Source organism: Microbulbifer maximicatervae (SeqCode) (genome assembly GCF_052467615.1).
In genome coordinates, this window is record NZ_CP174319.1 from 605055 (window position 1) to 631631 (window position 26577).

The window sequence follows — 26577 nt, forward strand, 5'->3', positions numbered from 1 at the left end:
AGCAATGTGAACGCTACCTTATTTACTCTAAATACGTGAACTATATATGATCAGGTGCAAGATCTGCCTGCATAGGTTTTTGTAGGCTAAAAGCAGTATTCATTGAGGTAATAATTATGTTTACACGGAGGAAGTCTTACAGCTTTCTACTGGTTATAGCTTTTATGAGCTACTTTGCTTCGCCTCCTGCGTGGTCTCATGTACGCTGGTTTGTACAAAACGATGGTAATGCAGTTGAGTTTGAGTGGAATTGGATATATGCGTTAGTTCTTTTGGGGGGCTTTCTATACTGTATGGTGAATAGATCCTTACAGTCGCTTGAAACAGTAGCTGTTCACAGAGTATCTAATAAATTTCCCAACCTCTGGTCCGACATTGGCCGCCACAAAATTTGGCATATCACGTCTGCCTTGATTGGGTTGACCTTTGTTTTTAATTATTTTTCGGGTGTATTACTGGCCCCAAACCTGGAATTCTCTGCCACGCAAAGTCTTGTTAATGAGTTTCAGCTGGTAATTGGTATTGTGTTAATTTTAGATGTCAGCCTAAGAAGCTCCGGATATCTAATCTTCGCGCTTTTGCTCTCAATAATGGCTACTTACCCATTCTCAATCTGGATTGACTATGGCTTTGAATTTTTAGGGCTTTCACTAGCATTTATATTGTATCAAAAGCCAGGTCTTGGATTGCTTGCTTTACGTTGTGGGCTAGGCCTTCAGCTTATGACTCTGGCAGTTCACAATAAGTGGCTCAATCCTCACTTGGGTCTTGAATTTCTGCAGCACTATCATTGGAACTTCATGTCTAATCTGGGGTGGCACTCTTTCTCCGATTTGACCTTCGTTTTTTCTGCGGGAATGGCTGAATTCTGCTTTGGTTTGGTTATCTTGCTCGGGTGGTCAACACGGTTGGCAACTATTACGGTATTGAGTTTCTTCATTTTGACCGCGTCTATTCTTGGTGTTCATGAATTGATAGGGCATTTGCCAATACTTGGGGCTGGAATTCTACTGGTTGTATTTGGCGGAGGTTCTAATTTGAAGGATATTAGAAGAGGTGGGTTTATCTCAGTTAGATCCTTAAGTGCCCACTAGGTATACGAATTAAATAATATATGGGCCTGAAAAAATTGGGCATCCGTAGATTTGATAGGAGGTTCTAGTGAATTTTAAGAGCCGCATGGAAGTGGCATTTGTTATCTTCTATCTAGTAGCCTATCTATAGCAATTTGTCTGATATCAATATGGCCTGCGATTAAAATTATTGATTTTGTGGATATCCAGAATTGTTATTCAATCCAAGTTTGCGGCTTTGCTGAATATTAATAGTACTGTATAGTATACCTTTGGTAAGTGCTTTAGGGGTTATTAAGGTCTATTATTGTGATCTTCAAGCCTTTCACGTTAGAGGTTTTTATGGGTGGCAAGGATTTTAGGATCGCTTTGTTTTTATGTTTCTCTGCTTTTATTTTTTATCTTTCTTGGTCGACAAAGCAATCCCGGCAAGTATTTTTTGATAATACAAAACTAATAGATGCTGAAAGCATAGAAGGTGTAGTATTTTTAGCGAGAGGTCAGGAATTTGAGTTGTTGCCTAAATACTATGCTGAATTTGCGAATTGCTTTCATAAGGCAAACAATAAAGGAACGGCATTTGGTGGGGAGGTAGTTGAATTTTATATCTACCTGAAATCAGAAGGCATATTTTATGCACAAGTGGGGCTTGTTCATAATATTGAGTCCGTAAAATTTGGGGGGCTGCCGATGAAATTAATTTGGCCTGAAAAAAATATAGATGTTGGGCGCGGTGGTTTTATGGGGACAAGTGATTGTCTTTATACGTATTTTAAGCAAGGTTTGGATTTGCTCGGCAAAGGTTGATTTGATATGTGCCTCGTTGAGGTTGAGAGGGCCGTTGGTGTCTAGGAAAATTATTGTCACTTTATTGTTATGTGTAGTAAACGTTAGTGTTTTAGCAGTAGATTCCAATCAAGATTCACTGGGAACTCTTCGTGCTTTAGAGAGTCGGCTTGAGAGCCAGAGGTTGCAATATGAGCATTTGCGAAAAAAATGCCCAGTTAAATGGTTTGCTCACCTCAGTGAAAAAACTATAAATGAGCAAGAATATTTTGCTTATGCGGCAGCAAAGCTGCCGAAACTGCTTGAGCTTGAATTAAATAAATCATTTTTTCCTAATATGGAATTCAGGATTTCAGTAGTGATTAATCATTGGGGTAAAATTGAAAAAATAGTGTTACTAGAAGTTGATGATGATAATATATCTGGAAAATTACGGAAGATCTTTTCAAATATGAAAGCGGAGCTAAATGCACCAAAGAATAATGGAGGTTGTGCTAAATTTGGAATGATACTTTCCCTTGAGTATGCTAGAGGATATGGTGATTTTTTGATAAAAGAATAAAAGTTTTGTGAAGATTATTAAGGCTGGCTCCTGCCGGGGCGGGGCTTAACTAAAAACTAGTAAGTCTGACTAGGGAGATTTACACAGTGTTTCTAATAGTGTAAATCTCTGTTACATAAAAACTCTCATAGCACACAGCGGGTGCCGCAGTGGTAATAGGGAGTGGCCTCTGATTAGATTTGAGTACTGCGTGGAAGAAGCATTGCCCCCCCCTGTTTCTCTCTTTCAAATAATAATAACCTACTTGTAGTCGTTGACTAGTTGCCCATCAGATGACTCCTTGAATTGAGGGTGTTCGTCATCAATTTCGTAAAAATCAGATTTTTCGCCAGTGAAAATATGCCCCATAGTTTTCAACCCGGTTGGGCCATCTAGTGATCCTGCAATAATTCCAGTTGCATCGAGATTAAATGGTTCCCAGAATAGGCTTGAACCACATTGCTGGCAGAAGCCTCTGCGGGCTACTTCTGATGTTTTATACCACGCCAGCCCGTCATCTTTTGTTATTTTAATGTTGACCTTGCGAGCTTTGGTATGCGGGCCGAAACTTCCATGTAGTTTTTGACACATACTACAATGACAGTTAACTACGTTGCGTAGTGGCCCTTTAACCTCATATCGCACAGCTCCACACAAGCAGCCACCGGAAGTGATTTTATTCTTGCTATTCATATAATGGCCTGTAGAGGCAAATGTTCACTTAAAAATAAGAATCTAAATTAAGAATGCCTTTTTATCATCTATAAGATTTTTTGTTTAAATTATAAATGCTAGTCTAATTAAGTGATGTAAACATAAATATTGATAGCTTGGCTAGTTATTTATCAGTTCTTTGTCGATATAAGTTACGAGATGGTAGTGGTTTGTTACTTGATCGCTTGCCATTTTTCATACTGTTACCGTTGCACTATGCAGGCAATGGCGGATAAGCCATTTATTCGCACGGTGCTGTCACACAGGGTAGGACTCCCAGCGTTCGACCGTGAAGATTTAATTTGGCAGCAATGCAAATCACTGCGGCAAATGGTGGACGCCAGTGCAGAATGGAGCCGGGAAACTCACTGTGATATACGGGAGAACTAGTTACGCAGAATTACAAAGTCTGCTGAAGTCAAAGCGAGCTGCGATAGCGAACACCGGCAAGTGCGGGAACACTCCGTAGAAGAGGTGTCCGGCGTAAAAATAATTGAAGTCCCTGGAGCTTTACGTTTCTTATCTGCTGGCGGCCTGAACTTATCCGCGCTGGATAATCTAAATATTACAACAGCCAGTGATATTAATATTTCAGCGGGCCGCGACATAAAGAAACAAATCGGAAACATTCGCGAATCAGTGGCCAAGGTTCGCCAAACCATCAAAGTAAAAGACGGCGGCAAGGTTTGGTTAGGCAGTGAATCTTTAAACGTACTGAAAGTGCTAGAGGATTTAATAGGCGTAGTGTCTGCCCTGGCCGCCACCCTGGCGACGCACTCGCACCCAGGGAATGGCCAGAAGCCAACCCAAGAGGCGGCAATTAATGGGCACAAGAGCAGTGCGGATACTTTGAAATCTCAGCTTAGCGCGGTGCGGGCTTAAGCTGGTTATACACTTAAAAGGAGAGAAGTTATGAATAATAGAGTAAACAGGTACGCCATTTTCGCGGAGCGGGTTCACTTGATGAATGGCGGAGCTAAGAGCTTTAGAGGCTCTGCGCCAACTGAAGAGGCTGCAAAAGAACTGGCAAAGAAAATTGCTAAATCTAAAAAAGCGCTGTTTTATTCCTGGCTACAAATTCTGGATATTGTGACGGGTGAGTTTACTGAGTATTCGATTGAGAGGGGTGGGGTATTGGTAGAACGATGTCTAGAATACACTTGTTGAGTGGCTAATGACTGTTGCCCTCGTGACATTCTCATGCGCAATAAATTAAGAGGAGATGTCGGAGAGGGCAACTTTTATTTTAGGTTAAGGAAGGTTCTAGTTTGTTGCTGTTTGCAGGTCGATTTCTCTTCACTTCTTCTTCGAATAGGTGTCTAAGTTCTATATTAAGTTCTTTATCTCGTACTTTGAATGGGCAAAGATGAACCTTTATCCCGTAATCTTTAATGCCTAATACTTTGTAGGTATTATTTTCATTTTTCTCGCCGAATGTACATATGTAAAGGTAATCCCTAAGTGGGTTTATACTATCTTTTCTCCTTGCTCTTTTTTCTTTAATAAAACTGTTTGCCTTGCAGAAAATATCGGAAATTGGTCGTGAAAATTGGCTTGCAGTCTTATCACTGTCGGAAAGTGAAATTATTGTATTGCTTATATCGATAATCACTCGTGTAACTCTTTTAAAGTTATCAAAGCTTTCATACAGTTCATGTGTTGGTAGGTTGTCGTATTCAATACGTAAAATTATGAGGAATATAGTTAGTTCTTTTTGTGTTAGCATCAGATCTTCTTCTGATAATATTCTATTTCTATATATCTTCCTAGTGTTATACCTTAAGATTTCAAATCTATTTGCGACATACAATGGGCCTATAGAGTCTATTAGAGATATGTCAAAGTTATCAATGGCATTTTTTGTAAACCAAAGGCTGTATAGACTATTTTTTTCTTTGAATCTTATCCCGTGTTCTTTTTCCAAATTTTTTAGAGCGTCAAAAAACATTTTTTTGTGTTCGAAATAATGGCTAAATATAGTTTTCCTGTGCTCATGTTCCATTTGGTAGGCTGTTTGATTGGTTCTAAATATTAATCCAATTATGGTTGCAATGGCGATTAGAGCTGTTGCGACTTTGATTATTGGTTGATGATAAATTAAGTAGTTGTTTAAGCATTTGCTTGAAGGGCAAATTTCGTAGTCTTTAAGTGAAATCCATATTGCTATTTGGAAGATTAATAGTAATGCTCCCCCAAGCCACAGAGTATATTTAAAGGGCTTATATTCGTACAGTGTAACTTCCTTTTTTGGTTTTGACTCTGGGGTCTGAGCCTCCTTGGAAGCTGTTTGTTCCTCTTTCGGGGCTTCACACTTCGCGCCTTTTAAGTGCTTTAGGTCAAATAAGGATTTAATTTTGGCTTTTATTTTGGAGAGAAGCATTTCCACCTGACTTTAATATTTTAATAAACAGTTTTAATTTTTTGTATTGCAGTAAGGGTTAAGTTATTACTTTTATTTGTATCAATTAATTGCAGATCTATAGTGGCAATTCTACCCATACTTAATGCTACGGTAGTATGATAATTTCTTGCCTAAATATATCGCATGTCATTCCAAAAATATTTGGCTATCAGTCTATTTTAGTCTCAATTGAGTTGAGTGCAATTTCGTCTTGCTAGCTGGCGTTGACGACAGAAACTTTACAAATGCGATTAGGGGATTCACAGATGATGATTTGGGTTCTCGTATGGAGGTTGCATGCTTCCATAATCTTTAGCCAGTTAACGTCAATCTCCATTTGGGTATCTGCTGCGGGATAGATTTCATATTTCTTCATTGTGTCTTGACAGCTGGTCGAGGCTGACAAACATGTCCTAGCTATAAAAGCTTCCAAAGAATTCGCATAACCAGTCCCCTATGATTTTTAATAAGTAATGTCTGCACTCTCAAGGTGGAGTTTAGCAAAACGAAGAGGGATGTCATCGTAATTTGATTGCTCAAATAGCCTGAGATATTTTATGGCTTTCCTTCCGTGTTCTTGAAATATTGGGCAGTAGTCCTTACTGGACATTATGTTGTCATGGTATTTATCTAGGTTTGAGCAGAACTCAGCAAACAGTGGTGACAGTTTGGATAGCGTTTCTTTAATGGCCTCTTCGTTTCGAGGGCTGGTAGGGTCAATTAGCAATTGGCTAAGAGTTCTTTCAAGTCCATCGCCATTTTCACATTTAATAGGCTTATCGAATACTCTTTGGATGTCTTTAAGATTTTCTTCAATTTGATACAGGCTGCTTGATTTCAGTTCATCATAGGATCTATCACGTAGGTTTTTTTGATGAATCTTTCTCATTATTGATATTGTAAATAATGCAGCTAAGATTCCGAGGCAGGTTACTAATAGCGTTGAGTTGGATGAAATAAATTCAAATAAAAAATCTTTCATTCAAAATATCCGTATTCAAATAAAGAGAGACTTGTAAAGGTTCATTCAAGAAGCTTCCGTAGGTTTTAATATTTTCATTCATTCATATCACTTTGGAAACCCTCAGAAAAAATGACTTTGCGCTTTTCATTTCTGTTCGTAGTTAACCCACTACAGAACGATCGTACTAGTTGACTGTTGGTGGCCAAAACTCTTTATAAATAGCGGTGTACCTTCAATTAAAATCTTGATGACTATTATTTGCGCATTAAAAGGGGCTTTCGGTCACTCCTCCCCACGCCTGCCGATTTTGGGCGTTCTTTTAGTTGATGAAATGGCATAAGCGGCCAGGGCCTGAGCTGGTGTGGGGTTTGGGAATGCTTTGGATTTCACACTTTGAAGAGATTGGAAGAGAAATGAAGAGGAGTTTCACAGGAGGAAAGCAATAGATTGATGGTGTCCACATGTGGGCAGGGGAGAGTCAAAAAAATCCTGTGTGGACACAATGTGGACACTTTGGATCTTTTAAGCGCCATTCTTCAAAATTTAGGGAAGGTAAATCAGAATTAAAAAACCCGCGAAAGCTAGGTCTGACGCGGGTTTGAGATATGGTACCAGAGGCCGGACTCGAACCGGCACGCTTTTAAGGGCGGGGGATTTTGAATCCCCTGTGTCTACCAATTTCACCACTCTGGCACTTTCGCTGCTCGACCTTGAGGTCGGTGCGAAGAGGGCGTGATTATAGCAATGCTTTCGCTTGGGTCAACCAGTGATTTCAATAACTTAGCGCATTTTCTGTCGTCCCAGTTAACAGCTCCTAAAATTTCCTATAACCTTCGCGACCTCTCCATAGTTTCTAGATTTCCAGGATTCCATGCAGCGTCAGGACTTTGACTTTCATCTGCCCGATGAGCTGATCGCCCGCGCGCCCACCGAGGAGCGCCGTGGCAGCCGTCTTTTGTGTCTGGATGGGCCCAGCGGGGCCATTGCACATCGGCAGTTCCCAGATATTCTCGATCAGGTCCAAGCTGGTGACCTGATAGTCTTTAACGATACCCGGGTGATCCCGGCGCGTTTGTTCGCGCAGAAGGAGACCGGCGGTAAGTTGGAAATCCTAGTGGAGCGGGTGCTCAACGAGACGGATATCTGGGCCCACGTGCGCTCCAGTAAGTCGCCTAAGCCCGGTTCCACCATTGTTCTTGAGGACGGTACCCGTATAGAGGTGACCGGCCGCAAGGACGCACTGTTTGAATTGTCCTTCCCAAAAGAAGAGGGTGTGCTGGCGATTTTGGATCACCTGGGCCATATGCCGCTACCTCCTTATATTGATCGTGAAGACGATGCCAGCGATCGCGAGCGCTACCAAACCGTATACGGCCGCAATGCCGGTGCTGTGGCGGCACCGACGGCGGGGCTGCACTTTGATGATGAAATGATCGGTGCATTGCGGGATAAAGGTGTCGAGGTTGTCTTCGTGACCCTGCATGTGGGTGCGGGTACTTTCCAGCCGGTGCGCGTGGACAATATTTATGAGCACCAGATGCACAGCGAAGTGCTGGATGTCTCCCAGGATGTGGTGGATGCGGTAACTGCTTGCCGCGCTCGCAATGGCAGCGTGATTGCGGTGGGTACCACCAGTGTGCGCGCGCTGGAAAGTGCGGCGCGCAGTGGCCAGTTACAGGCCACGGTGGGGGAGACAGATATCTTTATTTATCCCGGTTATGAATTCCAGGTTGTGGATAAGTTGATCACCAACTTCCACCTGCCGGAGTCCACCTTATTGATGCTGGTGAGTGCCTTCGCGGGGTACCAGCATACGATGACCGCTTATAAGGCCGCAGTTGAGGAGCGCTATCGCTTCTTTAGTTACGGCGATGCCATGTTTATTACCCGCGATCCCAATGCCAAAAAAGAAGAAGTAGCACCAGCGAAAGGAGATACCCAGTGAGCCGCGAATGTTTTATGCAGTTTGAAGTGGATACCACTGATGGCAAGGCCCGTCGCGGCCGCTTGCGTTTCCCTCGCGGTGTGGTGGAAACCCCGGCGTTTATGCCGGTGGGCACTTACGGCACCGTGAAAGGCATGTTGCCGAGGGATATCGAAGGGATCGGTGCACAGATTATTCTGGGCAATACCTTCCACCTGATGCTGCGCCCGGGCACCGAAGTGGTTAAAGCCCACGGTGATCTGCACGATTTTACCCAGTGGTCCGGCCCGATCCTCACCGACTCCGGCGGTTTCCAGGTGTTTAGCCTGGGTGAACTGCGCAAGATTACGGAAGAGGGGGTTTCTTTCCGCTCGCCTATCGATGGCAGCCCGGTATTCCTGGACCCAGAGGAGTCCATGCGCGTTCAGCGGGACCTGGGTTCCGATATCGTCATGATCTTCGATGAGTGCACCCCTTATCCGGCCACCACTGACGAAGCGCGCAAATCTATGGAGTTGTCCCTGCGTTGGGCGGAGCGCTCCAAGAAAGCTCATGGCGATAGCCCGTCGGCGCTGTTCGGAATTGTGCAGGGCGGTATGTTCCCGGAGTTGCGCGATGTGTCACTGCGCGGCCTGACTGAGATTGGTTTCGATGGCTATGCCATTGGCGGCCTGTCTGTGGGGGAGCCGAAAGATGAGATGATCAAGGTGCTGGATCACCTGGCTCACAAGATGCCGGAAGATAAGCCGCGCTACCTGATGGGCGTGGGCAAGCCGGAGGATATTGTCGAGGCGGTGCGCCGCGGTGTGGATATGTTCGACTGCGTCATGCCCACTCGCAATGCGCGCAACGGCCACCTGTTTACCTTCGAAGGTGTGGTGAAAATCCGCAACGCCAGGCACCGTCACGATACGGGTCCCTTGGAGGAAGAGTGCGATTGTTACACCTGTGAGAATTTCTCCCGCGCTTACCTGCACCACCTGGATCGCTGCGGTGAAATTCTCGGTGCGCAGCTAAATACGATTCACAATTTGCGCCACTACCAGCGCTTGATGCAAAAGCTGCGCGATGCCATTGCCGCCAATGAATTGGAGGCTTATGTCGCCGAGTTCTACCGTGGTCTGGGGCGCGAGGTTCCAGCGCTGGAGGCCTGATCAGGCGTCGCTTTTACCCTGCCTGGGGTGCTGCCCGTCTCATTGCGGCACCCCTGTAATTTGTCCGTTCCCACGATCCCCGTATAATCAGCCCCCACTTTTATTGGGGGCGGTGTACCTTGCATTCTGCGTATACTGCCCGCATATCCAGGCAAATTGCTTAGGCAGATTGCCAAGATTTACCGGCCCTCGGGGTCACACTAGAACAATGAGAACAGCATGAATCGCTACCCGATCTGGAAGTACTTTCTGATTCTCGCGGTTGTGGCCTTTGGCCTGATGTACGCCGCGCCCAATCTCTACAAGCCGGACCCTGCCGTGCAGATTTCCGGGCAATCCAGTGCACTCACCATCGGCCCCGATGTCCTTGCGAATGCACAAAAAGCCCTGGATGAAGCGGGAATTGCTCACTTCGGCGGCGAAGTTGGGGACAAGTCAGTACTGATCCGCTTGAACTCCATGGAGGAGCAGTTGCCGGCTAAAGAGGCGATTCAAAAAGCGCTTGGTACCACCAACTATGTTGTCGCCCTGAACCTGGCTTCCACCACGCCCCAGTGGATGAAAGATATCGGCGCTAGCCCGATGAAGCTCGGTCTGGACTTGGCTGGTGGTGTGCACTTCCTGATGGAAGTCGACACCAACACCATCGTCAAGAACAACATGGAAAGCTACGAGCAGGAAGTGAAAAGCAAACTGCGGGAAGCCAAGGCTCGTTACCGCAATGTGGAGCTGGTGGATGATCGCGAGATTATTGCCCGCTTCCGCAACGATGAGCTGCGCAGCCGGGCGATGTCCACTCTGCGGAAGGAATTCCCGCAGCTCCAACTGCGCGAGTCCGGCAGCGGTGAAAACCTGGAGATCCGCGCAACCCTGACCGATCAGGAAATCAAGCAGCTGGAAGATTACGCCGTAACCCAGAACCTCACCACCCTGCGCAACCGGGTGAACGAGCTGGGTGTTGCTGAGCCGATCGTACAGCGCCAGGGCCGCAACCGTATCGTTGTGGAGCTGCCCGGTGTACAGGACACTGCAGAGGCCAAGCGTATTATCGGTAAAACTGCCAACCTCGAATACCGTATGGAAGCTCGCCCGGATGAGCTGGTTTCCAACAAGGAATACTTCGAGTACCGCGATGATCGCCAGGCGCAGATGTATGGTGGTGCCTGGTTGGAGCGCCAGATCATTATCAAGGGTGACAGCGTTACCAATGCCCGCGTCGGTTACGACGAGAGCGGTTTCCCGCAGGTAAATATCACCCTCGACGCCCGTGGCGGCGAGATGATGCACCGCGCTACCTGGAAAAATGTCGGTCGCCGTATGGGTACCCTGTTTATCGAGACTCGCTTTGAGCCGGTAACCGAGATCGACGAAAACGGTAACGAAGTTACCGTGCAGAAGCGCACCGAAGAGAAGAAGATTATTAATCTGGCCACGGTACAGAGTGCCTTGGGCAAGCAGTTCCGCACCACCGGTCTGGACAGCCCGGCTGAAGCTCAGGAACTGGCCCTGCTGCTGCGTGCTGGCGCCCTGGCTGCGCCCATGTACTTTGTGGAAGAGCGTGTGATCGGCCCATCTTTGGGTGCCGATAACATCAAGGTGGGTGTGCAATCCGTACAGATCGGTCTGCTGGCCGTGATTATCTGTATGCTGATTTCCTACCGCGTATTTGGCTTGGCCGCGAACCTGGCCCTGGCGGTGAATATGATCCTGCTGGTGGCGGTGATGTCGCTGTTGGGTGCAACCCTCACGCTGCCTGGTATCGCCGGTATCGTATTGACCGTGGGTATGGCGGTGGATGCCAACGTGCTTATCTTCTCGCGAATACGGGAGGAGCTCAGGAATGGGATGCCTCCCCAGACAGCGATTAGTGCCGGTTTTGACAATGCTTACAGCACCATTGTGGATGCGAACATCACCACCCTGATTGTGGCGGTGATCCTGTATGCCATCGGCTCCGGCCCGGTACAGGGCTTCGCGGTAACCCTGTCTATCGGTATTCTCACCTCCATGTTCAGTGCCATCATGGGTACGCGAGCAATTGTTAACTTGTTCTACGGCGGTCGCCGTGTGCAGAAGCTCAGGATTTAAGGGAGACGGTCATGAGTGAGACCAAAGTGGATAATGGCAAAATTACCGAGTACATGGGCAAGCGCGTCTACGACTTTATGCGCTGGCGCAAGATCGCCGGGATTGTCTCGGTGGTGCTGGTACTTTCCTCCATCGCCGCACTGGCAATGAACGGCCTGAAGTTCGGCCTGGACTTTACCGGTGGTACCCAGGTTGAAGTGGGCTATGAGGTAACGCCTTTTATTAGCGACGTGCGCGATCAGCTGGAAGCAGCGGGTTACGACGGTGCCACGGTAGTGAATTTTGGTTCTGAAAAGGACCTGCTGATCAAGTTGCCCCCTGTGGTGACCGAGGAGGAAATCCAGATCAGCGCTACCGATCAGGAAACAACGACACCGATCGGTGACAAGGTTGTGGCTCTCCTGAGAGAGGGCAGTGAGGGTGATGTTGAGCTGCGTCGTGTCGAGATGGTGGGCCCGCAGGTAGGTGCCGAGCTGCGCGACGACGGCGGCCTGGGCATGATGCTGGCCCTGTTTATGGTGATGATCTACGTTGCCCTGCGCTTCCAGTACAAGTTCTCTTTCGGCGCTGTAGCGGCTCTGGGCCACGATGTGATTATCGTGCTGGGCTTCTTTGCGGTGATGGGATTGGACTTCGATTTAACCGTACTGGCGGCCGTGTTGGCGGTGATCGGTTACTCCCTGAACGATACCATTGTGGTATCGGACCGCATCCGCGAGAACTTCCGCAAGGTGCGCAAGGCTGAGTCTGAGGAAATTATCAATATTTCTATCAGCCAGACCTTGGGCCGTACCTTTATGACGTCCTTCACCACCTTGCTGGTGCTGTGGGCGCTGCAGTTCTTCGGTGGCGAATTGATCCACAACTTCTCCCTGGCCTTGATCGTGGGTGTGGTTGTGGGTACTTACTCCTCTGTTTACGTAGCTGCCAACGTGCTGATGGCTTTGAATATCAACAAAGAAGATCTGATGCCGCCGGTGAAAGAGGGTGCGGAACTGGAAGAAATGCCCTGATGTGAATGAGAAGTGGCTGCGTTGACGCGGCCATATTCGAGCGGCCCCGGCCGCGCTTTGCTGCAGATCAGCGGAGCGCCGTCGGGGTTTTTTATTGCGCGGAGTTTAGGCTCTGGGCTTTTTGCCGAGGGTGATGTGCTTGGGGCCGGAAGTATTGGTCTGGCCGCTCACCCCTTTGGGCACCTGCTCGATCTCACCGCCACCGGCGAGGAACGCCTTTACCTGCTCCTCGATACTTTCGCTGGTCTCGAGGGGAGCGGCTTGTTTGCGATTGGAGGAAGAGGAAGGTTTCTTGGCCACGGCGCTATCCGGTTTTTATGTGTAAGCGGGCCATATTAGCACGGCTTGCACAAAAAATCACCCAAGTGGCCAGAGTCTGCACATAGCGGGTGTTTTGTCGACAGCTTTCGAATAATTTTGTCGTTTTTGGATAAATCGGGCCGCTTTGAGGCAGCCCGGAAGGTAGTGCGTTATTCGGCTTCTTCTGTGGTTTCTTCGGTTTCCAGCGGCCAACCGCCCATCTCTTTCCACTTGTTCACGATGCCGCAAAACAGGGTTGCGGTTTTTTCTGCGTCGTACTCGGCGGAGTGGGCGCAGTTGTTATCAAACTCGATTCCGGCAACCTGGCAAGCTTTTGCCAATACGGTCTGGCCGTAGGCGAGGCCGGCGAGACTGGCGGTATCGAAGCAGGAGAACGGGTGGAATGGGTTGCGCTTGATGCCGGTGCGTTCAACAGCTGCATTGACGAAGCCCAGGTCGAAGTGGGCATTGTGGGCAACCACGATGGCGCGGGTGCAGCTGTGCTTTTTCACGGCGCTGCGAATCTTGCGGAACAGCTCGGGGATGGCGATTTCTTCCGGCCAGGCGTCGCGGTCCGGGGATTCCAGGTCGATGCCAATAAAGTCGAGAGCGGATTGCTCAACGTTGGCGCCCTCAAAAGGCTCCAGGTGGAAACTGTGGGTCTCCAGCGGGAAGAGGTTGCCGGAGTCATCCATGTCGAGGATAACCGCAGAAATTTCCAGCAGTGCATCGGTGCGGGCGTTAAAGCCGCCGGTTTCAAGGTCGATGACCACGGGCAGAAAGCCTCGGAATCGCTGGGCGAGAGGGCTTTTTGGTCCTGTGGGTTCTTCGGCGGGTGTCACGGTGGTTCCTTGTAAATCTTGTCTTCAGGCCAGCAGCATTTGGCGCTGGTGGGGCAGGGTATTGTATTCGAATTGCGGCGCCTGCCGGGAGTGTTCTCCCGCAGGCGCTGTAATCAGGGCACTCGCCGATTACGCAAGTTGCCAGTTTAAGGTTTCACCGGCTGCGAGGGGAATCAGATTTTCACCACCCATATCCAGTTTTTCTGGCAGGGTCCAGGGGCTCTTGACCAGGGTGATGGTGCCCTCGTTGCGCGGCAGCTCGTAGAAGTCGGGACCGAACTCACTGGCAAAGCCTTCCAGCTTGTCCAGTTTGCCCGCGCGCTCGAATACTTCTGCGTAGAGCTCAATAGCGGAGTAGGCGGTATAGCAGCCGGCGCAACCACAGGAGTGTTCTTTTTTGTGGTGGGCGTGGGGGGCTGAGTCGGTGCCGAGGAAAAACTTCGGGTTACCGCTGGTGGCCGCTTCGATCAGTGCATTTTGATGGTAGCCGCGCTTGAGGATTGGCAGGCAGTAAAAATGCGGTTGGATACCACCAACCAGCATATGGTTGCGGTTGTACAGCAGGTGGTGCGCGGTGATGGTTGCGGCAACGCCTTCGCGGGCGCCTTGTACAAACTCTACTGCTTGGGCGGTGGTGATATGTTCAAACACCACTTTCAGCGTGGGGAAATCATCTACCAGGCGGGACAGGGTTTTCTCGATAAAAGCCTGCTCGCGGTCGAAGATATCGATATCGCTGGTGGTCACTTCACCGTGTACCAGCAGCTTCATACCGCAGGCCTGCATTTCTTCCAGGGCCGGGTAGATGTTGGCGATATCGGTAACGCCGGAATCTGAGTTGGTGGTCGCGCCCGCTGGGTACAGTTTGGCGGCGATAACGCCGGCTTCATGGGCCTTGCGAATAACGGCGGCGTCGGTCTTGTCAGTGAGGTAGATCACCATCAAGGGTTCGAAAGGGGTGTCGGCGGGAACATTGGCGTTGATACGTTCCTTATATGCCACTGCACTTTCGGCATCGGTCACAGGGGGTACCAGGTTGGGCATTACAATCACGCGGCGGAATTGTTTTGCGGCATCGGGCACGGTGCGCCCGAGAGCGGCGCCGTCGCGCAGGTGAATGTGCCAGTCGTCGGGGGCGCGAAGGGTAATTTGCTCCGTCATGGTACTCCGTAAAGCTTCTTAGCGTAGTGAGTCGTTGTGCGGCGCGAATGCTACCCGAAGCTGTACAAAATTGCGATGCACGAAAAGGTTAAAAATCAATCAATTGTGCTTACTCGCGCCTTGGCGCTAGTCGATCGCGAGCTTAGGCGCTACAATCGCGCCCCGACAAAGAGTGTGGGTATTGTTGTGCCCGCAATTTACCGATCCTGGGCATATCTCCAAGAATAACTCCCCCAGACCGACACTAGTTTCGCGTAGTGGCATTCCCCGTCTCCGCGTTTTTGTCGCGGCGGCGTATTTCCGGCAGCAGAGGACAGCAATGAGCAAAATCGAAAAGGTGGTACTGGCATACTCCGGTGGATTGGATACGTCAGTAATCGTGCGATGGTTGCAGGAGACTTACGGTTGTGAAGTGGTGACTTTCACCGCTGATATCGGCCAGGGTGAAGAGGTGGAACCGGCCCGTGCCAAGGCCGAGGCCCTCGGGGTTAAAGAGATTTATATCGACGATCTGCGCGAAGAATATGTGCGCGATTTCGTTTTCCCGATGTTCCGCGCCAATGCGATTTATGAAGGGGAGTACCTGCTGGGTACCTCTATTGCGCGCCCGCTGATCGCCAAGCGCCTGATTGAGATTGCCAACGAGACTGGCGCCGATGCCATTTCCCACGGTGCTACCGGTAAAGGTAATGACCAGGTGCGCTTCGAACTGGGCGCTTACGCGCTGAAGCCGGGCATCCAGGTAATCGCTCCCTGGCGCGAGTGGGACCTGAACTCCCGCGAAAAGCTGATGCAGTACTGCGAGCAGCACAATATTCCGGTGGACTTCTCTTCCAGCAAGAAGAAATCCCCTTACTCCATGGATGCCAACCTGCTGCACATCTCTTACGAGGGCGGCAACCTCGAAGATCCCTGGGCGGAAGCCGAAGAGGATATGTGGCGCTGGAGTGTGAGCCCCGAGGCGGCTCCGGAAGAACCCACCTACATTACTTTGGGTTTTGAGAAGGGCGATCCCGTTTCTATCGACGGTGAGCGCTTAAGCCCTGCTACTTTGCTTGAGAAGCTGAATAAGTTGGGCGGAGCCAACGGTATCGGTCGTCTGGATATCGTGGAAAACCGCTACGTGGGAATGAAGTCCCGCGGCTGCTACGAAACACCGGGCGGCACCATTTTGATGAAGGCGCACCGCGCCATTGAGTCCATTACCCTGGATCGCGAAGTTGCGCACATGAAGGATTCCCTGATGCCGCGCTACGCCGAGCTGGTTTACAACGGTTACTGGTGGTCCCCGGAGCGCAGCATGCTGCAGGCTGCGATCGATGAGTCCCAGGATGTGGTTAACGGCGAAGTTCGCCTGAAACTGTACAAAGGCAGCGTGAGTGCTGTGGGCCGTCGCTCTGCGGACAGCCTCTTCGATGAGCGTATCGCGACCTTCGAAGACGATGCTGGCGCTTACGACCAGAAGGACGCGGAGGGCTTTATCAAGCTCAACGCCCTGCGTCTGCGCATTGCCGCAGGTAAAGGAAGAAAATTGATTTAGTTGATTTAGATCAGCAATCACCGGGCAAGGATGCGCTTAAATCCTTATCCGGCCAATAGTAACCACAGTGCCTCACACATTGTGGTTACACACCTTCTGTGGTGGGCCAGTCCCGCACAGTGGAACCGAATCTTAAAAGCAACGGAAGTAAAAACATGACGACAACGGTGGCAAAGACCGGCCCTGTGCCGGACTATGACTACAATATCGTGCGCCAGTTCACCATCATGTCCGTGGTCTGGGGCATTTTTGGTATGGGCATGGGCGTATTGATCGCAGCCCAGCTAGCCTGGCCTGAACTCAACGACTTTTGGCAGCCCTTCTCGCACTTTGGGCGCTTGAGGCCCCTGCACACCAATGCGGTAATTTTCGCCTTTGGTGGTAGTGTTCTCTTTGCCACTTCTTACTATGTGGTACAGCGTACCTGTCAGGTCCGCCTTTGGGGTGGCTGGCTGATCCCCTTCACCTTCTGGGGATGGCAGGCCGTTATCGTCGCCGCGGCAATTACTCTGCCGATGGGCTTCACTTCCACCAAGGAATACGCTGAGCTCGAGTGGCCTATCGATATCCTGATTGCCCTGGTTTGGGTTGCTTACGCGCTGGTGTTCTTCGGCACCATCATGAAGCGTAAGACTTCTCACATCTACGTGGCGAACTGGTTCTTCGGTGCTTACATCGTAACTATTGCTGTTCTCCATATCGTTAATAACCTGGAGATTCCTGTTGGCCCGTTCAAGTCCTACTCTATCTATTCGGGCACTAAGGACGCAATGATCCAGTGGTGGTATGGCCACAACGCAGTAGGGTTCTTCCTGACTGCTGCCTTCCTCGGCATCATGTACTACTTCGTACCTAAGCAAGCTGGTCGTCCGGTTTATTCTTACCAGCTGTCTATCGTTCACTTCTGGGCACTGATCTCCCTGTACGTATGGGCTGGTGGTCACCACTTGCACTACTCAGCGCTGCCCGACTGGGCTCAGAGCCTGGCGATGGTTATGTCCCTGATTCTGCTGGCACCTTCCTGGGGCGGTATGATCAACGGCATCATGACCCTGTCCGGCGCATGGCATAAGCTGCGCACCGACCCGACCCTGCGCTTCCTGGTGGTATCCCTGTCCTTCTACGGTATGTCTACCTTCGAAGGTCCGATGATGTCCATCAAGACTGTAAACGCCCTGTCTCACAACACTGACTGGACCGTTGGACACGTACACTCCGGCGCTTTGGGCTGGGTTGCCATGATCTCTATCGGTGCTCTGTATCACCTGGTTCCGGTTCTGTGGAAACGCCGCGAAATGTACAGCTCCAAGCTGATCAACGCGCACTTCTGGCTGGCCACTGTAGGTACTGTTCTGTATATCGCCGCTATGTGGGTTAACGGTATTACCCAGGGTTTGATGTGGCGTGCATTTAACGCCGACGGCACCCTGACTTACAGCTTCGTAGAGAGTGTTGTAGCCAGCCATCCGGGCTATGTAGTTCGCTGGTTGGGCGGCGCCATGTTCCTGGTGGGTATGCTGCTGATGGCTTACAACGTTTACCGCACGATTACCGAGAAGGTAAACGATGCCGAAGCCGATAACACCGTTCGAGCAGTGCCTGCGGCATAGGAGTTTAGATCGTGAAGAATCATGACCTCGTAGAAAAAAACATCGGCTGGATGATCTTTTTCACCATTATCGCCATCAGTTTCGGCGCCCTGGTTGAGATCGTTCCGCAGTTCTTTACCAAGGATAACTACACGCCGCTGCCGGGGCAGAAGCCGCTGACAGCAATGGAGCTGGAAGGTCGCGATATCTACATTCGCGAAGGCTGCCACGTTTGCCACACTCAGATGATTCGTCCTCTGCGTGCGGAAGTTGAGCGTTACGGCCACTACTCCATGGCTCAGGAATCCATTTACGAGCACCCCTTCCTGTGGGGCTCCAAGCGTACCGGTCCAGACCTGGCGCGCGTAGGTGGACGCTACTCTGATGAATGGCAGCGCGCGCACTTGTACAACCCGCGCAGCGTTGTGCCTGAGTCAATCATGCCCGCTTACCCCTGGTTGTTCGACAATGTGGTAACTGGCGAATACACCGCACGTAAGATGGAAGCGCTGCGCTTCGTCGGTGTGCCCTACACCGATGACGACATCGCCAACGCCGCTGAGCCTTTCAAAGGTGGCAAGGTCAAGGAAATTGACGCGCTGGTCGCTTACTTGCAACAGCTGGGTACCCTGGTTACCCAAAAACGCTAATAGCGAGGAAGGAAACTCGTGACTATTGAAACTTTGCGGGAAATCGGTCTGGTTCTGGGCTCTGTGGCTTTTCTGGCTATCTGCTGGTGGGCCTTCTCTCCGAAGCGCAAGAAGCGCTTCGAAGAAGATGCCAATTTGCCATTTGCCGATGAAGAGCGACAAGCCGACAAGGACAAGTCGGCCGCTCAGCAGGACGAATCCAATTCCGGGGATAAACCCGGAGCCAATCGAAAACAGGGGCAGGATAAGTAATGAGTACATTCTGGAGTGTGTGGGTAATTGTGCTCACCCTCGCCAATCTGGCGTTGATTACCTGGGTGCTGTTCGCCAACCGAAAGGTGGCGGTGGATGACCAGGCTGAACCGGAAAACAAAACCACGGGCCACGTTTACGACGGCATCGAGGAATACGACAACCCGCTGCCCAAGTGGTGGTTCATGTTGTTCGTCGCCACCCTGGTGTTCTCTGCGGGATATCTGGTGGTTTACCCGGGTCTGGGTAACTTCAAAGGTGTCGGCAACTGGACTTCTGTCGGTGCATTGGAAGCTTCCCAGGCTAAGGCTCAGGAGAGATTCCACGAGACCTTCGGTAAGTACGAAAATATGCCTATCGAGCAGATTGCGCAGAGCCCTGAAGCTCTCAAGATGGGTTCCCGGATCTTCGCTAACAACTGTGCGGTATGTCACGGTGCAGATGCCGGCGGTAACTTCGGCTTCCCGAACCTGACTGATAACGCCTGGCTGTACGGCGGCACTCCGGAAAAAATCCTGGAAACCCTGTACAACGGTCGTCAGGGCATGATGCCTCCTCAGGGTCCGGTGATCGGTGAAGAAGGTGTTAGAAATGCGACAGAGTATGTTCTCTCCCTGAACGGCCTGGAGCATGACACCGCCATGGCCGCCGAAGGTCAGAAGGTATTCAACACCGTGTGTATGGCTTGTCACGGTATGGATGCCAAAGGCAACCAAATGCTGGGTGCGCCGAACCTGACCGACGACATCTGGCTGTACGGTAGCAATCGCGAACAGATCCAACACACTATTCGCGGTGGTCGTACAAATATGATGCCCGCGCAAAAAGATAAACTGCGTGAAGACAAAATCCGCCTCGTAGCGGCCTATGTCTACAGCCTGTCGCAGCAGGAAGAAGAAAAGCAGTAATTAACTATTGAGGCCCGGCATTTGCTGGGCCTTGTTTTATCAAGGGACTCCGGGCGCTGCAGGGACGGAGAAAAAAGCCTCAACATAAGGGGCTACCTGGCCCACGTACAAGATGTGCCCGTGCGAGAGTGAGGTTTGTGTGAGTGATTTAATTCCAACCCGTGAGGAACAGGAAGGTGATGGCGAAGTTCGCTATCGCATGCTGTATGAGTCGGAAGACAAAGTCTACATCCGACATATCAAGGGTGTTTTCACCCGTGTTCGCAAATATACCGGCCTGCCTTTGCTGCTGGCTTTCTTCTTCCTACCCTGGATCAATATCGACGGGCGCCAGTCGGTCTTCTTTGATCTCCCCACCCGCCAATTCCATATTTTCTGGACTACTTTCGGCCCCCAGGACGGCTTCCTTCTAGGTTGGCTGCTGATCATTGCCGCCTTCGCGCTGTTTGCGGTCACCACGTTGCTGGGCAGGGTGTGGTGTGGCTTCACCTGTCCGCAGACTGTCTGGACCATGATGTTTATCTGGGCAGAAAGGGTTTGTGAAGGCGATCGCAACAAGCGAATGAAGCTCGACAAGGCCCCCTGGAACCTGGAAAAAGTTCTGCGCAAGGGCGGCACACATACCATCTGGCTGTTGATCTCACTGGCAACTGCACTGGCCTTTGTGGGTTATTTCTACGGTGTGCGCGAGCTGGTCGTAGATCTGGCGACGTTTAACGCGCACCCGCAGGGTGTTTTCTGGGTCGCTTTCTTCACTTTTGCCACTTATATGAACGCCGGCTTCCTGCGTGAGCAGGTGTGTAAATACATGTGCCCCTATGCCCGTTTCCAGTCGGTGATGTACGACGAGGATACGCTGGCGGTTTACTACGATGCCAAGCGGGGTGAGACCCGTGGTCCGCGCAAAAAGAACGTGGACTACAAGGCGGAAGGTATGGGCGACTGTATCGACTGCTACTGGTGTGTTCAGGTGTGTCCGGTGGATATCGATATCCGCGACGGCATGCAGTATGAATGTATCAACTGTGGCCTCTGTGTCGATGCGTGCAACAGCGTGATGGACAAGATGGGCTATGAGCAGGGCTTGATTCGCTTCACCTCTGAGGACGAATTGCAGGGTGGAAAGACCCGCTTCCTGCGCCCGCGCTTATTTGGCTACGCGTTGATACTGGTTGCGATGACCGGCCTGTTTGCACAGCAAGTGATGACTCGAAGCCCTATCGAGGCAGAAATCACTCGCGACCGCGGTGCTCGTATGTTCCGTGAGTCCCAGGGACAGGTGCAAAACGTCTACACGGTAAAAATCAACAATATGGATCAGGCTCCCCACGAATTCACCATCAAGGTGGAAGGTAAGCCTGAATACGATTACTCCATTCGCAAGCCGAAGACGATTTACCTGGTGCCTGGAGAGATGTTCTCCGTTCCCATTCGGGTAAGCGTTCCCAGAGACCAGCTGAAGGATACCAAGCACGATATCGAGATTGTTGTCCAAGCAGTCGACAATCCTGAGCTGATTGATAAGCACCGAACGGTGTTTATTGGTCCAAAGCAGTAGACGGGACGCCAATCCCGTTGCAAAGTACGGGCCCGCCCAGGCGGGCTCGACTTTTGTGCACAAACGGTAACTTTTTGGTAACGCGATGAATGAACCAACCCCAAAACCCTGGTACCGGGAACCTTGGGCGTGGATGGTACTGGCCCCACTGATTACAGTGGTGGTTGTCTCCACAATTACAGTCTCGATAGCGGTGCGCTTCGCTGACGATAAAGTCAGTGATACTTACTACAAAGACAGCCGCATGTATCACTTCAGCGCCGAGCAGGACTTGCGCGCGAAAGAGCTGGGTCTGGCCGCTTTGGTCCAGTTTCAGCCGTCTGAAAAATCGGTTGTCGTGGAGCTGAATGGCGACCTCGACTACCCCAAGGCCTTACTGCTCACATTGAGCCACCCGGTGGAGTCTGACCTCGACAAGCATATCGAGCTCTCCCAGCTCTCCGTGGGTCGCTACCAGGGCACCTTGCCTGAAGGCGTTGGGAATCGCTGGTATCTGCGCTTGATGCCGGAGCTTGATCCCGATGCGCATCAGGACGCTAACTGGCGCCTGAAAGGTGAAATCAACTTCGATCTCGGCAATGCCGCGCCACTGAACGCAGTAACTCAATGACTTCGTCTTCCTCCTCCTGTTATCACTGCGGACTCCCAGTCCCTCCCGGCAGCAACCACTCGGTGGTGATCGATGGGGTCGCCCGGGATATGTGTTGTCCAGGCTGTGAGGCGGTAGCCAGCGCTATCGTTTCCGGTGGTCTGGATGGCTTTTATCGCTTCCGGGAGAAGGAGAGTGACAGGCCGGAGGAAGCTCAACCCCAGGACCGCTGGGCGGCATACGATTTGCCGGAAGTGCAGCAGCAGTTTGTTCACGATTGGGATAACGGCAACAAGATTGCCTCGCTGTTGATTAGCGGTATTACCTGTGCGGCCTGTGTGTGGTTGATAGAAAAGCACCTGGGGCAGTTGGACGGGATTGAGAAGGTCTCTGTCAACGCCAGTACCCAGCGTGCCCAGATCGGTTTTAATCCCGACAAGATCAAACCCAGTGAGCTGTTTGGCGAACTGGAACGGATTGGCTACCGGCCGGCCCCGGCTACTGCGGCCAACCAGGAAAGTGTGATCCAGAGCGAGCACCGCGCCGCCCTGCGCCGCCTGGGTGTCGCCGGACTCGGCACCATGCAGGTGATGATGTTTGCCATCGCCCTGTATTTCGGTGCTGCCGCGGAAGAGGGCGTCGGCGAGTTTGAGCGCTACTTCCGCTGGGTTTCCCTACTGGTGGCAACGCCAGTGGTTTTCTACGCGGCGCGCCCATTTTTCAGTGCCGCTTTGCGCAGTCTGCGCGCCCGCCACCTGAGTATGGATGTGCCGGTGTCCCTGGCGATTGGTATGGCCTATGTCGCCAGCTTTTACGCCACGGTGTTCGGCACCGGCGAGGTGTACTTCGAATCTATCTCCATGTTCACCTTCTTCCTGTTGTTGGGACGAACGGTGGAGATGCGTGCCCGCCACCGGGCGGGCTTAGCCAGCGGTGGTCTGGCCCAGTTGTTGCCGATGACGGCGGCCAAATACCAAGGGGACGATATTGTCCATGTACCGGTGGCCGCATTGGTCGCTGGGAATAAAGTCTTGTTGCGCCCGGGAGACACTATCCCCGCCGATGGGGAGGTGCTGGAGGGCGTTAGTGGTGTGGATGAATCCCTGCTCAGCGGTGAATCGGCACTGCAACAGAAGTCTGCAGGCAGCCCGGTTTATGCCGGTAGTGTCAACGGCGATTCCACCCTGACTATTCGAATTACGGCAGCGGGGCAGTCGACTCGTTTGTCCGCTATTGAGCGCCTGGTAGAGCGGGCGCAATTAGATAAACCCAATCAAGTGGCCCTGGCAGATCGGGTCGCGGGTATTTTTGTCGGTGTCGTTTTATTCTCGGCACTGGCGGCGTTTGTTGTCTGGTGGCAAATCGATCCCAGTCGCGCTTTTTGGGTATCCCTGTCTGTGCTGGTGGTGACTTGCCCCTGCGCACTGTCGCTGGCAACCCCTGCTGCCCTGGCTTCCGCCACCCTGCGTTTACAGCAGCTGGGGCTTCTTGTGGCTGGAGGCAGCCTACTGGAAACGCTGCCGGGTATCGGCCGGGTGCTGTTCGACAAGACCGGTACCCTGACGCGCGGTGAACCGAGAATCCTGCATATTGATTTGCTGCGGGCCAACTGGACCGAGCAGCGGGTTAAGGATGTTGCCGCCGCCCTGGAATCCCAGACCAATCATCCCCTGGCCAGGGCCTTCCGCGCCTGGCGTGGCAATCTCATCGCCAGTGATCTGAAAGTCCATACCGGAGCCGGCCTGGAAGGGCAGATCGAGGGGGACAGTTACCGGCTGGGTAAGGCGAGCTTTGTCTCCAGTGAGGAAATTTCCACGCCCGAAGGGGAGGGGCAGTGGCTGCTGCTCGGCGACTCCCTGGGTCCTGTTGGCTGGATTGCGTTGGGGGATAAATTACGGGACTCGGCAACCACCGCTGTTGAGGGTTTGACTGAGCAAGGTCTTTCAGTGGAACTGCTCAGTGGTGACCAGTCTGCGGAAGTTGAGCGGCTGGCAGGGCGAGCGGGTATCGACAACTACCGCGCCGGTGCTTCACCAGAGGACAAGCTCAGCCATATGAAGCAGCTGCAAAGCGATGGTGAGAAGGTGTTGATGGTGGGGGATGGCATCAATGATGTGCCAGTGCTCTCCGGTGCTGATGCCTCTGTGGCGATGATGTCAGCGGCGGATCTGGCCCAGTCCCGCGCCGATGCCATTTTGCTGAACGGAGATCTCGAAGTGCTGCCCAAGGCTATAGAGCTGGCGCACAAATGCCGCCGAATTGTGCGGCAAAACCTGGCATGGGCTCTGGGCTACAACGTGATTGCCCTGCCGCTGGCATTTTGCGGTCTGGTGCCGCCCTGGGCTGCGGCAATCGGTATGTCCCTGAGTTCTCTGATCGTAGTGCTAAATGCGTTGCGTCTGTCCCGTGGACAGGAAGTCGACGAAAACCCTGTGGGCGCCGCGGCTTAATCCCGTGCTCACAGAAAGAGAGGAGGTGTAACTGATGGAAAGTCTGTATTTCCTGATTCCCATTGCGGTGATTTTGGTTGGCTTTGCGGTGAAGCTCTTTTTCTGGGCCGTGAATAACGGGCAGTACGATGACCTGGAAACGGAAGGTCGTCGCATTTTGTTTGATGACGATGATGTTCAGCAGGATAAATCTGACGCGGAAAGGAAGCAGGAGAAGTAAGTGGGGGACTGGGGTTTTTTAGCGGCGGCGCTAGCTATCGGTTTTTTGGGTAGCAGTCACTGCATCGGTATGTGTGGGGGAATCTCCGGAGCGCTGGGTATGGCGACACCGGGGAAAAAGACTGCTTGGGTGCAGCTGGGCTCTTACCAATTGGGTCGCCTGGGTAGCTATGCGCTGATGGGAGCGCTCGCCGGTGCCCTTGGTGCGGCGATATTGCCCGCTCTAACTCCACTGCGATTTGCTGCAGGGATCATGCTGATCCTGATGGCGCTGTATATCGGCGGTATCTGGCAGGGATTGGCTTGGATTGAAAAAGGGGGCCGTTACCTTTGGCGCTATGTGCAGCCACTATCGGCCAAATTGTTGCCGGTTCGCTCAGCGGGGCAGGCATTAGCACTGGGCTCCCTATGGGGCTGGTTGCCCTGTGGTTTGGTTTATAGCGCGCTGACGTTCGCCCTGGCCCAGGGCAGTGCCGAGCGGTCTGCCCTGGCTATGTTTGCTTTTGGTTTGGGCACCGTGCCCGCCATGCTGGCTACTGGTGCTGCGGCGGCGCAGGTGCGCGGCATAGTGCAAAAGCCGGGGGTTCGCTATGGTTTCGCCGCAGCGATTTTGCTGTTTGGTATCTGGACCATTTGGGGGGCTATGGGCCACGGTGGACACGGAGACCACGCCAACCACGGGCAGATGAGTGGGATGGAAACTCCCGCCGAAGACACGGAAGAGCAGGGACACCATCATCACCATCACTAAGTACAGTGATGATGGGTCTTGTGGGCGCTAGAGATCGATTCGCAGGGATAGATCGATAGCGCGCAGGTGCTTGGTCAGGCTACCAGAAGAGATATAGTCCACTTCCAGTTCGGCTAACTGAGCGATGCGATCCCGGTCGACACTGCCGGAAAGCTCAATTTTGGCTTTGCCTTTGGCCAGTTTCAGGGCCGTTCTAGTGTCTTCATCATTGAATTCGTCGAGCATAATCACGTCCACACCGACGGCGAGCGCCTGCTCCAGCTCTTCAATATTTTCCACTTCGACTTCAATCAGGGCTTCCGGCTTGATCACTCGCGCTTGGGCGACGGCGTGTTCAATGCCTCCGGCGGCGAAGATATGGTTCTCTTTGATCAGGAAGGCGTCGTAAAGACCGATGCGGTGATTGTGGCAGCCACCGCAAAGTACGGCGTACTTCTGTGCGCTGCGCAGACCGGGAATGGTCTTGCGGGTGTCGAGAATCTTCACCTCAGTGCCTTCAGCTCGCGCGGCGAACTCCGCAGCGGTTGTGGCAGTACCGGATAAGGTTTGCAGGAAATTCAGTGCGGCGCGCTCGCCGGTCAGGATAGCGCGGGCATTGCCTTCCAGCTCAAAAATAACGGCATTGGCGCTGATACGGTCGCCGTCCTCGAAGTGCCAGGTGAGGACGAGCTCCGGGTCCAGGGCGTGGAATACAGCCTCTACCCAGGCGCGACCACTCAGAGTGCAATCTTCGCGGGTGATTACCCGGGCCCGCGCATTGCGGTCCTCTGGGATCAGCTGGGCGGTGATATCGCCACTACCAATATCTTCTTCCAGGGCCACCTGAACTGAGCGTTGCAGGTCGGCAGTGATATTGGGAATAGCCGTGTCTTGTGGTCGCATTGGGAAACCTCGAAATTAACGCCGGCGCAGTTTACCAAAACACTCGGGGTTTTGACTGCTCAACTCAGTCATTGGCAAGTAGCAGTTGGCTCTACGAATAGCTGTGACAAGTGTCTCAAATATGTCGCAGAACTGTGTAAAACAGTCCTATAACGCGAGTAGAATGACCGAAGAGTTAGGCTTGATCGCAGCCTGAATTGTTTCAGAGCAGGGCCGGTAAACGCTGTT

26 protein-coding genes and 1 tRNA gene are annotated in these 26577 nt (G+C 51.7%); 19 read left to right on the forward strand and 8 right to left on the reverse strand.

All coding sequences use genetic code 11. The features are described 5' to 3' along the window. The first annotated feature begins 164 nt into the window (after window positions 1-164). From ACJJIM_RS02675 to ACJJIM_RS02685, 3 genes are all read left to right on the forward strand, one after another. Window positions 165-1094: a hypothetical protein gene (locus ACJJIM_RS02675; protein ID WP_444912280.1), complete on the forward strand. Its 930-nt coding sequence runs from the start codon at window positions 165-167 to the stop codon at window positions 1092-1094. Between the two features lie 321 nt (window positions 1095-1415). Then, window positions 1416-1880: a hypothetical protein gene (locus ACJJIM_RS02680; RefSeq protein ID WP_413664687.1), complete on the forward strand. Its 465-nt coding sequence runs from the start codon at window positions 1416-1418 to the stop codon at window positions 1878-1880. 37 nt (window positions 1881-1917) lie between these two features. Further along, a complete protein-coding gene (locus ACJJIM_RS02685; RefSeq protein ID WP_413664688.1) occupies window positions 1918-2421 on the forward strand; it encodes a hypothetical protein in 504 nt (167 codons plus the stop codon). A gap of 240 nt (window positions 2422-2661) precedes the next feature. On the opposite strand, the gene ACJJIM_RS02690 is transcribed toward ACJJIM_RS02685, so the two are convergent. Beyond that, window positions 2662-3093, reverse strand: coding sequence for a GFA family protein (locus tag ACJJIM_RS02690; RefSeq protein WP_444912281.1), 432 nt, complete (start codon window positions 3091-3093; stop codon window positions 2662-2664). A gap of 471 nt (window positions 3094-3564) precedes the next feature. On the opposite strand from ACJJIM_RS02690, the gene ACJJIM_RS02695 reads away from it, so the two are divergent. After that, the gene (locus ACJJIM_RS02695) at window positions 3565-3996 is read left to right on the forward strand and encodes a hypothetical protein (RefSeq protein WP_444912282.1); all 432 of its coding nucleotides are present in this window, start codon (window positions 3565-3567) and stop codon (window positions 3994-3996) included. Between the two features lie 30 nt (window positions 3997-4026). Then, window positions 4027-4281, forward strand: coding sequence for a hypothetical protein (locus ACJJIM_RS02700; protein WP_444912283.1), 255 nt, complete (start codon window positions 4027-4029; stop codon window positions 4279-4281). Between the two features lie 79 nt (window positions 4282-4360). On the opposite strand, the gene ACJJIM_RS02705 is transcribed toward ACJJIM_RS02700, so the two are convergent. The 3 genes from ACJJIM_RS02705 to ACJJIM_RS02715 form a co-directional block, all read right to left on the reverse strand. Continuing rightward, window positions 4361-5494, reverse strand: coding sequence for a hypothetical protein (locus tag ACJJIM_RS02705; protein ID WP_444912284.1), 1134 nt, complete (start codon window positions 5492-5494; stop codon window positions 4361-4363). 484 nt (window positions 5495-5978) lie between these two features. Further along, window positions 5979-6497 (reverse strand): hypothetical protein, encoded by a 519-nt coding sequence (locus ACJJIM_RS02710; RefSeq protein WP_444912285.1) that lies wholly within the window; start codon window positions 6495-6497, stop codon window positions 5979-5981. A 588-nt stretch (window positions 6498-7085) separates the two neighbouring features. Then, window positions 7086-7172: transfer RNA gene (locus tag ACJJIM_RS02715), tRNA-Leu, on the reverse strand. 178 nt (window positions 7173-7350) lie between these two features. Between ACJJIM_RS02715 and queA the strand changes: the two genes are divergently transcribed. From queA to secF, 4 genes are all read left to right on the forward strand, one after another. Then, window positions 7351-8424, forward strand: coding sequence for a tRNA preQ1(34) S-adenosylmethionine ribosyltransferase-isomerase QueA (gene queA, locus ACJJIM_RS02720; RefSeq protein ID WP_444912286.1), 1074 nt, complete (start codon window positions 7351-7353; stop codon window positions 8422-8424). Window positions 8425-8438: 14 nt separating this feature from the next. Continuing rightward, window positions 8439-9557, forward strand: a complete 1119-nt coding sequence (gene tgt / locus ACJJIM_RS02725; RefSeq protein ID WP_444898252.1) for a tRNA guanosine(34) transglycosylase Tgt — start codon at window positions 8439-8441, stop codon at window positions 9555-9557. A gap of 219 nt (window positions 9558-9776) precedes the next feature. Further along, the gene (gene secD / locus ACJJIM_RS02730) at window positions 9777-11645 is read left to right on the forward strand and encodes a protein translocase subunit SecD (protein ID WP_444912287.1); all 1869 of its coding nucleotides are present in this window, start codon (window positions 9777-9779) and stop codon (window positions 11643-11645) included. Between the two features lie 11 nt (window positions 11646-11656). Then, window positions 11657-12658, forward strand: coding sequence for a protein translocase subunit SecF (secF, locus tag ACJJIM_RS02735; protein WP_413664696.1), 1002 nt, complete (start codon window positions 11657-11659; stop codon window positions 12656-12658). 105 nt (window positions 12659-12763) lie between these two features. Here secF and ACJJIM_RS02740 read toward each other — a convergent pair whose 3' ends face one another. The 3 genes from ACJJIM_RS02740 to pyrC all read right to left on the reverse strand — a co-directional run bounded on the left by ACJJIM_RS02740 (window position 12764) and on the right by pyrC (window position 14961). After that, window positions 12764-12958 carry a hypothetical protein gene (locus ACJJIM_RS02740; protein WP_413664697.1) on the reverse strand — a complete coding sequence of 65 codons (195 nt, stop codon included), beginning with the start codon at window positions 12956-12958 and terminating at the stop codon, window positions 12764-12766. Between the two features lie 170 nt (window positions 12959-13128). Beyond that, window positions 13129-13800 (reverse strand): ribonuclease T, encoded by a 672-nt coding sequence (gene rnt / locus ACJJIM_RS02745; RefSeq protein WP_444912288.1) that lies wholly within the window; start codon window positions 13798-13800, stop codon window positions 13129-13131. Between the two features lie 129 nt (window positions 13801-13929). Further along, entirely contained in the window at window positions 13930-14961 is a 1032-nt protein-coding gene (pyrC, locus tag ACJJIM_RS02750) for a dihydroorotase (protein WP_444894895.1), read from the reverse strand. A 319-nt stretch (window positions 14962-15280) separates the two neighbouring features. Between pyrC and ACJJIM_RS02755 the strand changes: the two genes are divergently transcribed. The 10 genes from ACJJIM_RS02755 to ACJJIM_RS02800 all read left to right on the forward strand — a co-directional run bounded on the left by ACJJIM_RS02755 (window position 15281) and on the right by ACJJIM_RS02800 (window position 25467). After that, the gene (locus tag ACJJIM_RS02755; RefSeq protein ID WP_413664699.1) at window positions 15281-16501 is read left to right on the forward strand and encodes an argininosuccinate synthase; all 1221 of its coding nucleotides are present in this window, start codon (window positions 15281-15283) and stop codon (window positions 16499-16501) included. A gap of 155 nt (window positions 16502-16656) precedes the next feature. After that, complete coding sequence (ccoN, locus tag ACJJIM_RS02760) at window positions 16657-18111, forward strand: cytochrome-c oxidase, cbb3-type subunit I (RefSeq protein ID WP_413664700.1); 1455 nt, start codon at window positions 16657-16659, stop codon at window positions 18109-18111. A gap of 11 nt (window positions 18112-18122) precedes the next feature. Beyond that, complete coding sequence (gene ccoO, locus ACJJIM_RS02765) at window positions 18123-18740, forward strand: cytochrome-c oxidase, cbb3-type subunit II (protein WP_413664701.1); 618 nt, start codon at window positions 18123-18125, stop codon at window positions 18738-18740. Window positions 18741-18758: 18 nt separating this feature from the next. After that, complete coding sequence (locus ACJJIM_RS02770) at window positions 18759-18992, forward strand: cbb3-type cytochrome oxidase subunit 3 (RefSeq protein WP_413664702.1); 234 nt, start codon at window positions 18759-18761, stop codon at window positions 18990-18992. After that, window positions 18992-19900, forward strand: coding sequence for a cytochrome-c oxidase, cbb3-type subunit III (gene ccoP, locus ACJJIM_RS02775; RefSeq protein WP_444912289.1), 909 nt, complete (start codon window positions 18992-18994; stop codon window positions 19898-19900). The genes ACJJIM_RS02770 and ccoP overlap by 1 nt, the downstream gene beginning before the upstream one ends. A 139-nt stretch (window positions 19901-20039) precedes the next feature. Further along, window positions 20040-21458: a cytochrome c oxidase accessory protein CcoG gene (gene ccoG, locus ACJJIM_RS02780; protein ID WP_444912290.1), complete on the forward strand. Its 1419-nt coding sequence runs from the start codon at window positions 20040-20042 to the stop codon at window positions 21456-21458. Between the two features lie 85 nt (window positions 21459-21543). Further along, window positions 21544-22068 (forward strand): FixH family protein, encoded by a 525-nt coding sequence (locus tag ACJJIM_RS02785; protein ID WP_444891804.1) that lies wholly within the window; start codon window positions 21544-21546, stop codon window positions 22066-22068. Continuing rightward, a complete protein-coding gene (locus ACJJIM_RS02790) occupies window positions 22065-24497 on the forward strand; it encodes a heavy metal translocating P-type ATPase (protein WP_444912291.1) in 2433 nt (810 codons plus the stop codon). The genes ACJJIM_RS02785 and ACJJIM_RS02790 overlap by 4 nt, the downstream gene beginning before the upstream one ends. 34 nt (window positions 24498-24531) lie before the next feature. Next, window positions 24532-24717 carry a cbb3-type cytochrome oxidase assembly protein CcoS gene (ccoS, locus tag ACJJIM_RS02795; RefSeq protein ID WP_108732140.1) on the forward strand — a complete coding sequence of 62 codons (186 nt, stop codon included), beginning with the start codon at window positions 24532-24534 and terminating at the stop codon, window positions 24715-24717. Next, a complete protein-coding gene (locus ACJJIM_RS02800) occupies window positions 24718-25467 on the forward strand; it encodes a sulfite exporter TauE/SafE family protein (protein WP_444912292.1) in 750 nt (249 codons plus the stop codon). Window positions 25468-25494: 27 nt separating this feature from the next. On the opposite strand, the gene nadC is transcribed toward ACJJIM_RS02800, so the two are convergent. Then, on the reverse strand, window positions 25495-26349 hold the full coding sequence (gene nadC / locus ACJJIM_RS02805; protein WP_282931576.1) for a carboxylating nicotinate-nucleotide diphosphorylase: 855 nt from the start codon (window positions 26347-26349) through the stop codon (window positions 25495-25497). Between the last annotated feature and the right edge of the window lie 228 nt (window positions 26350-26577).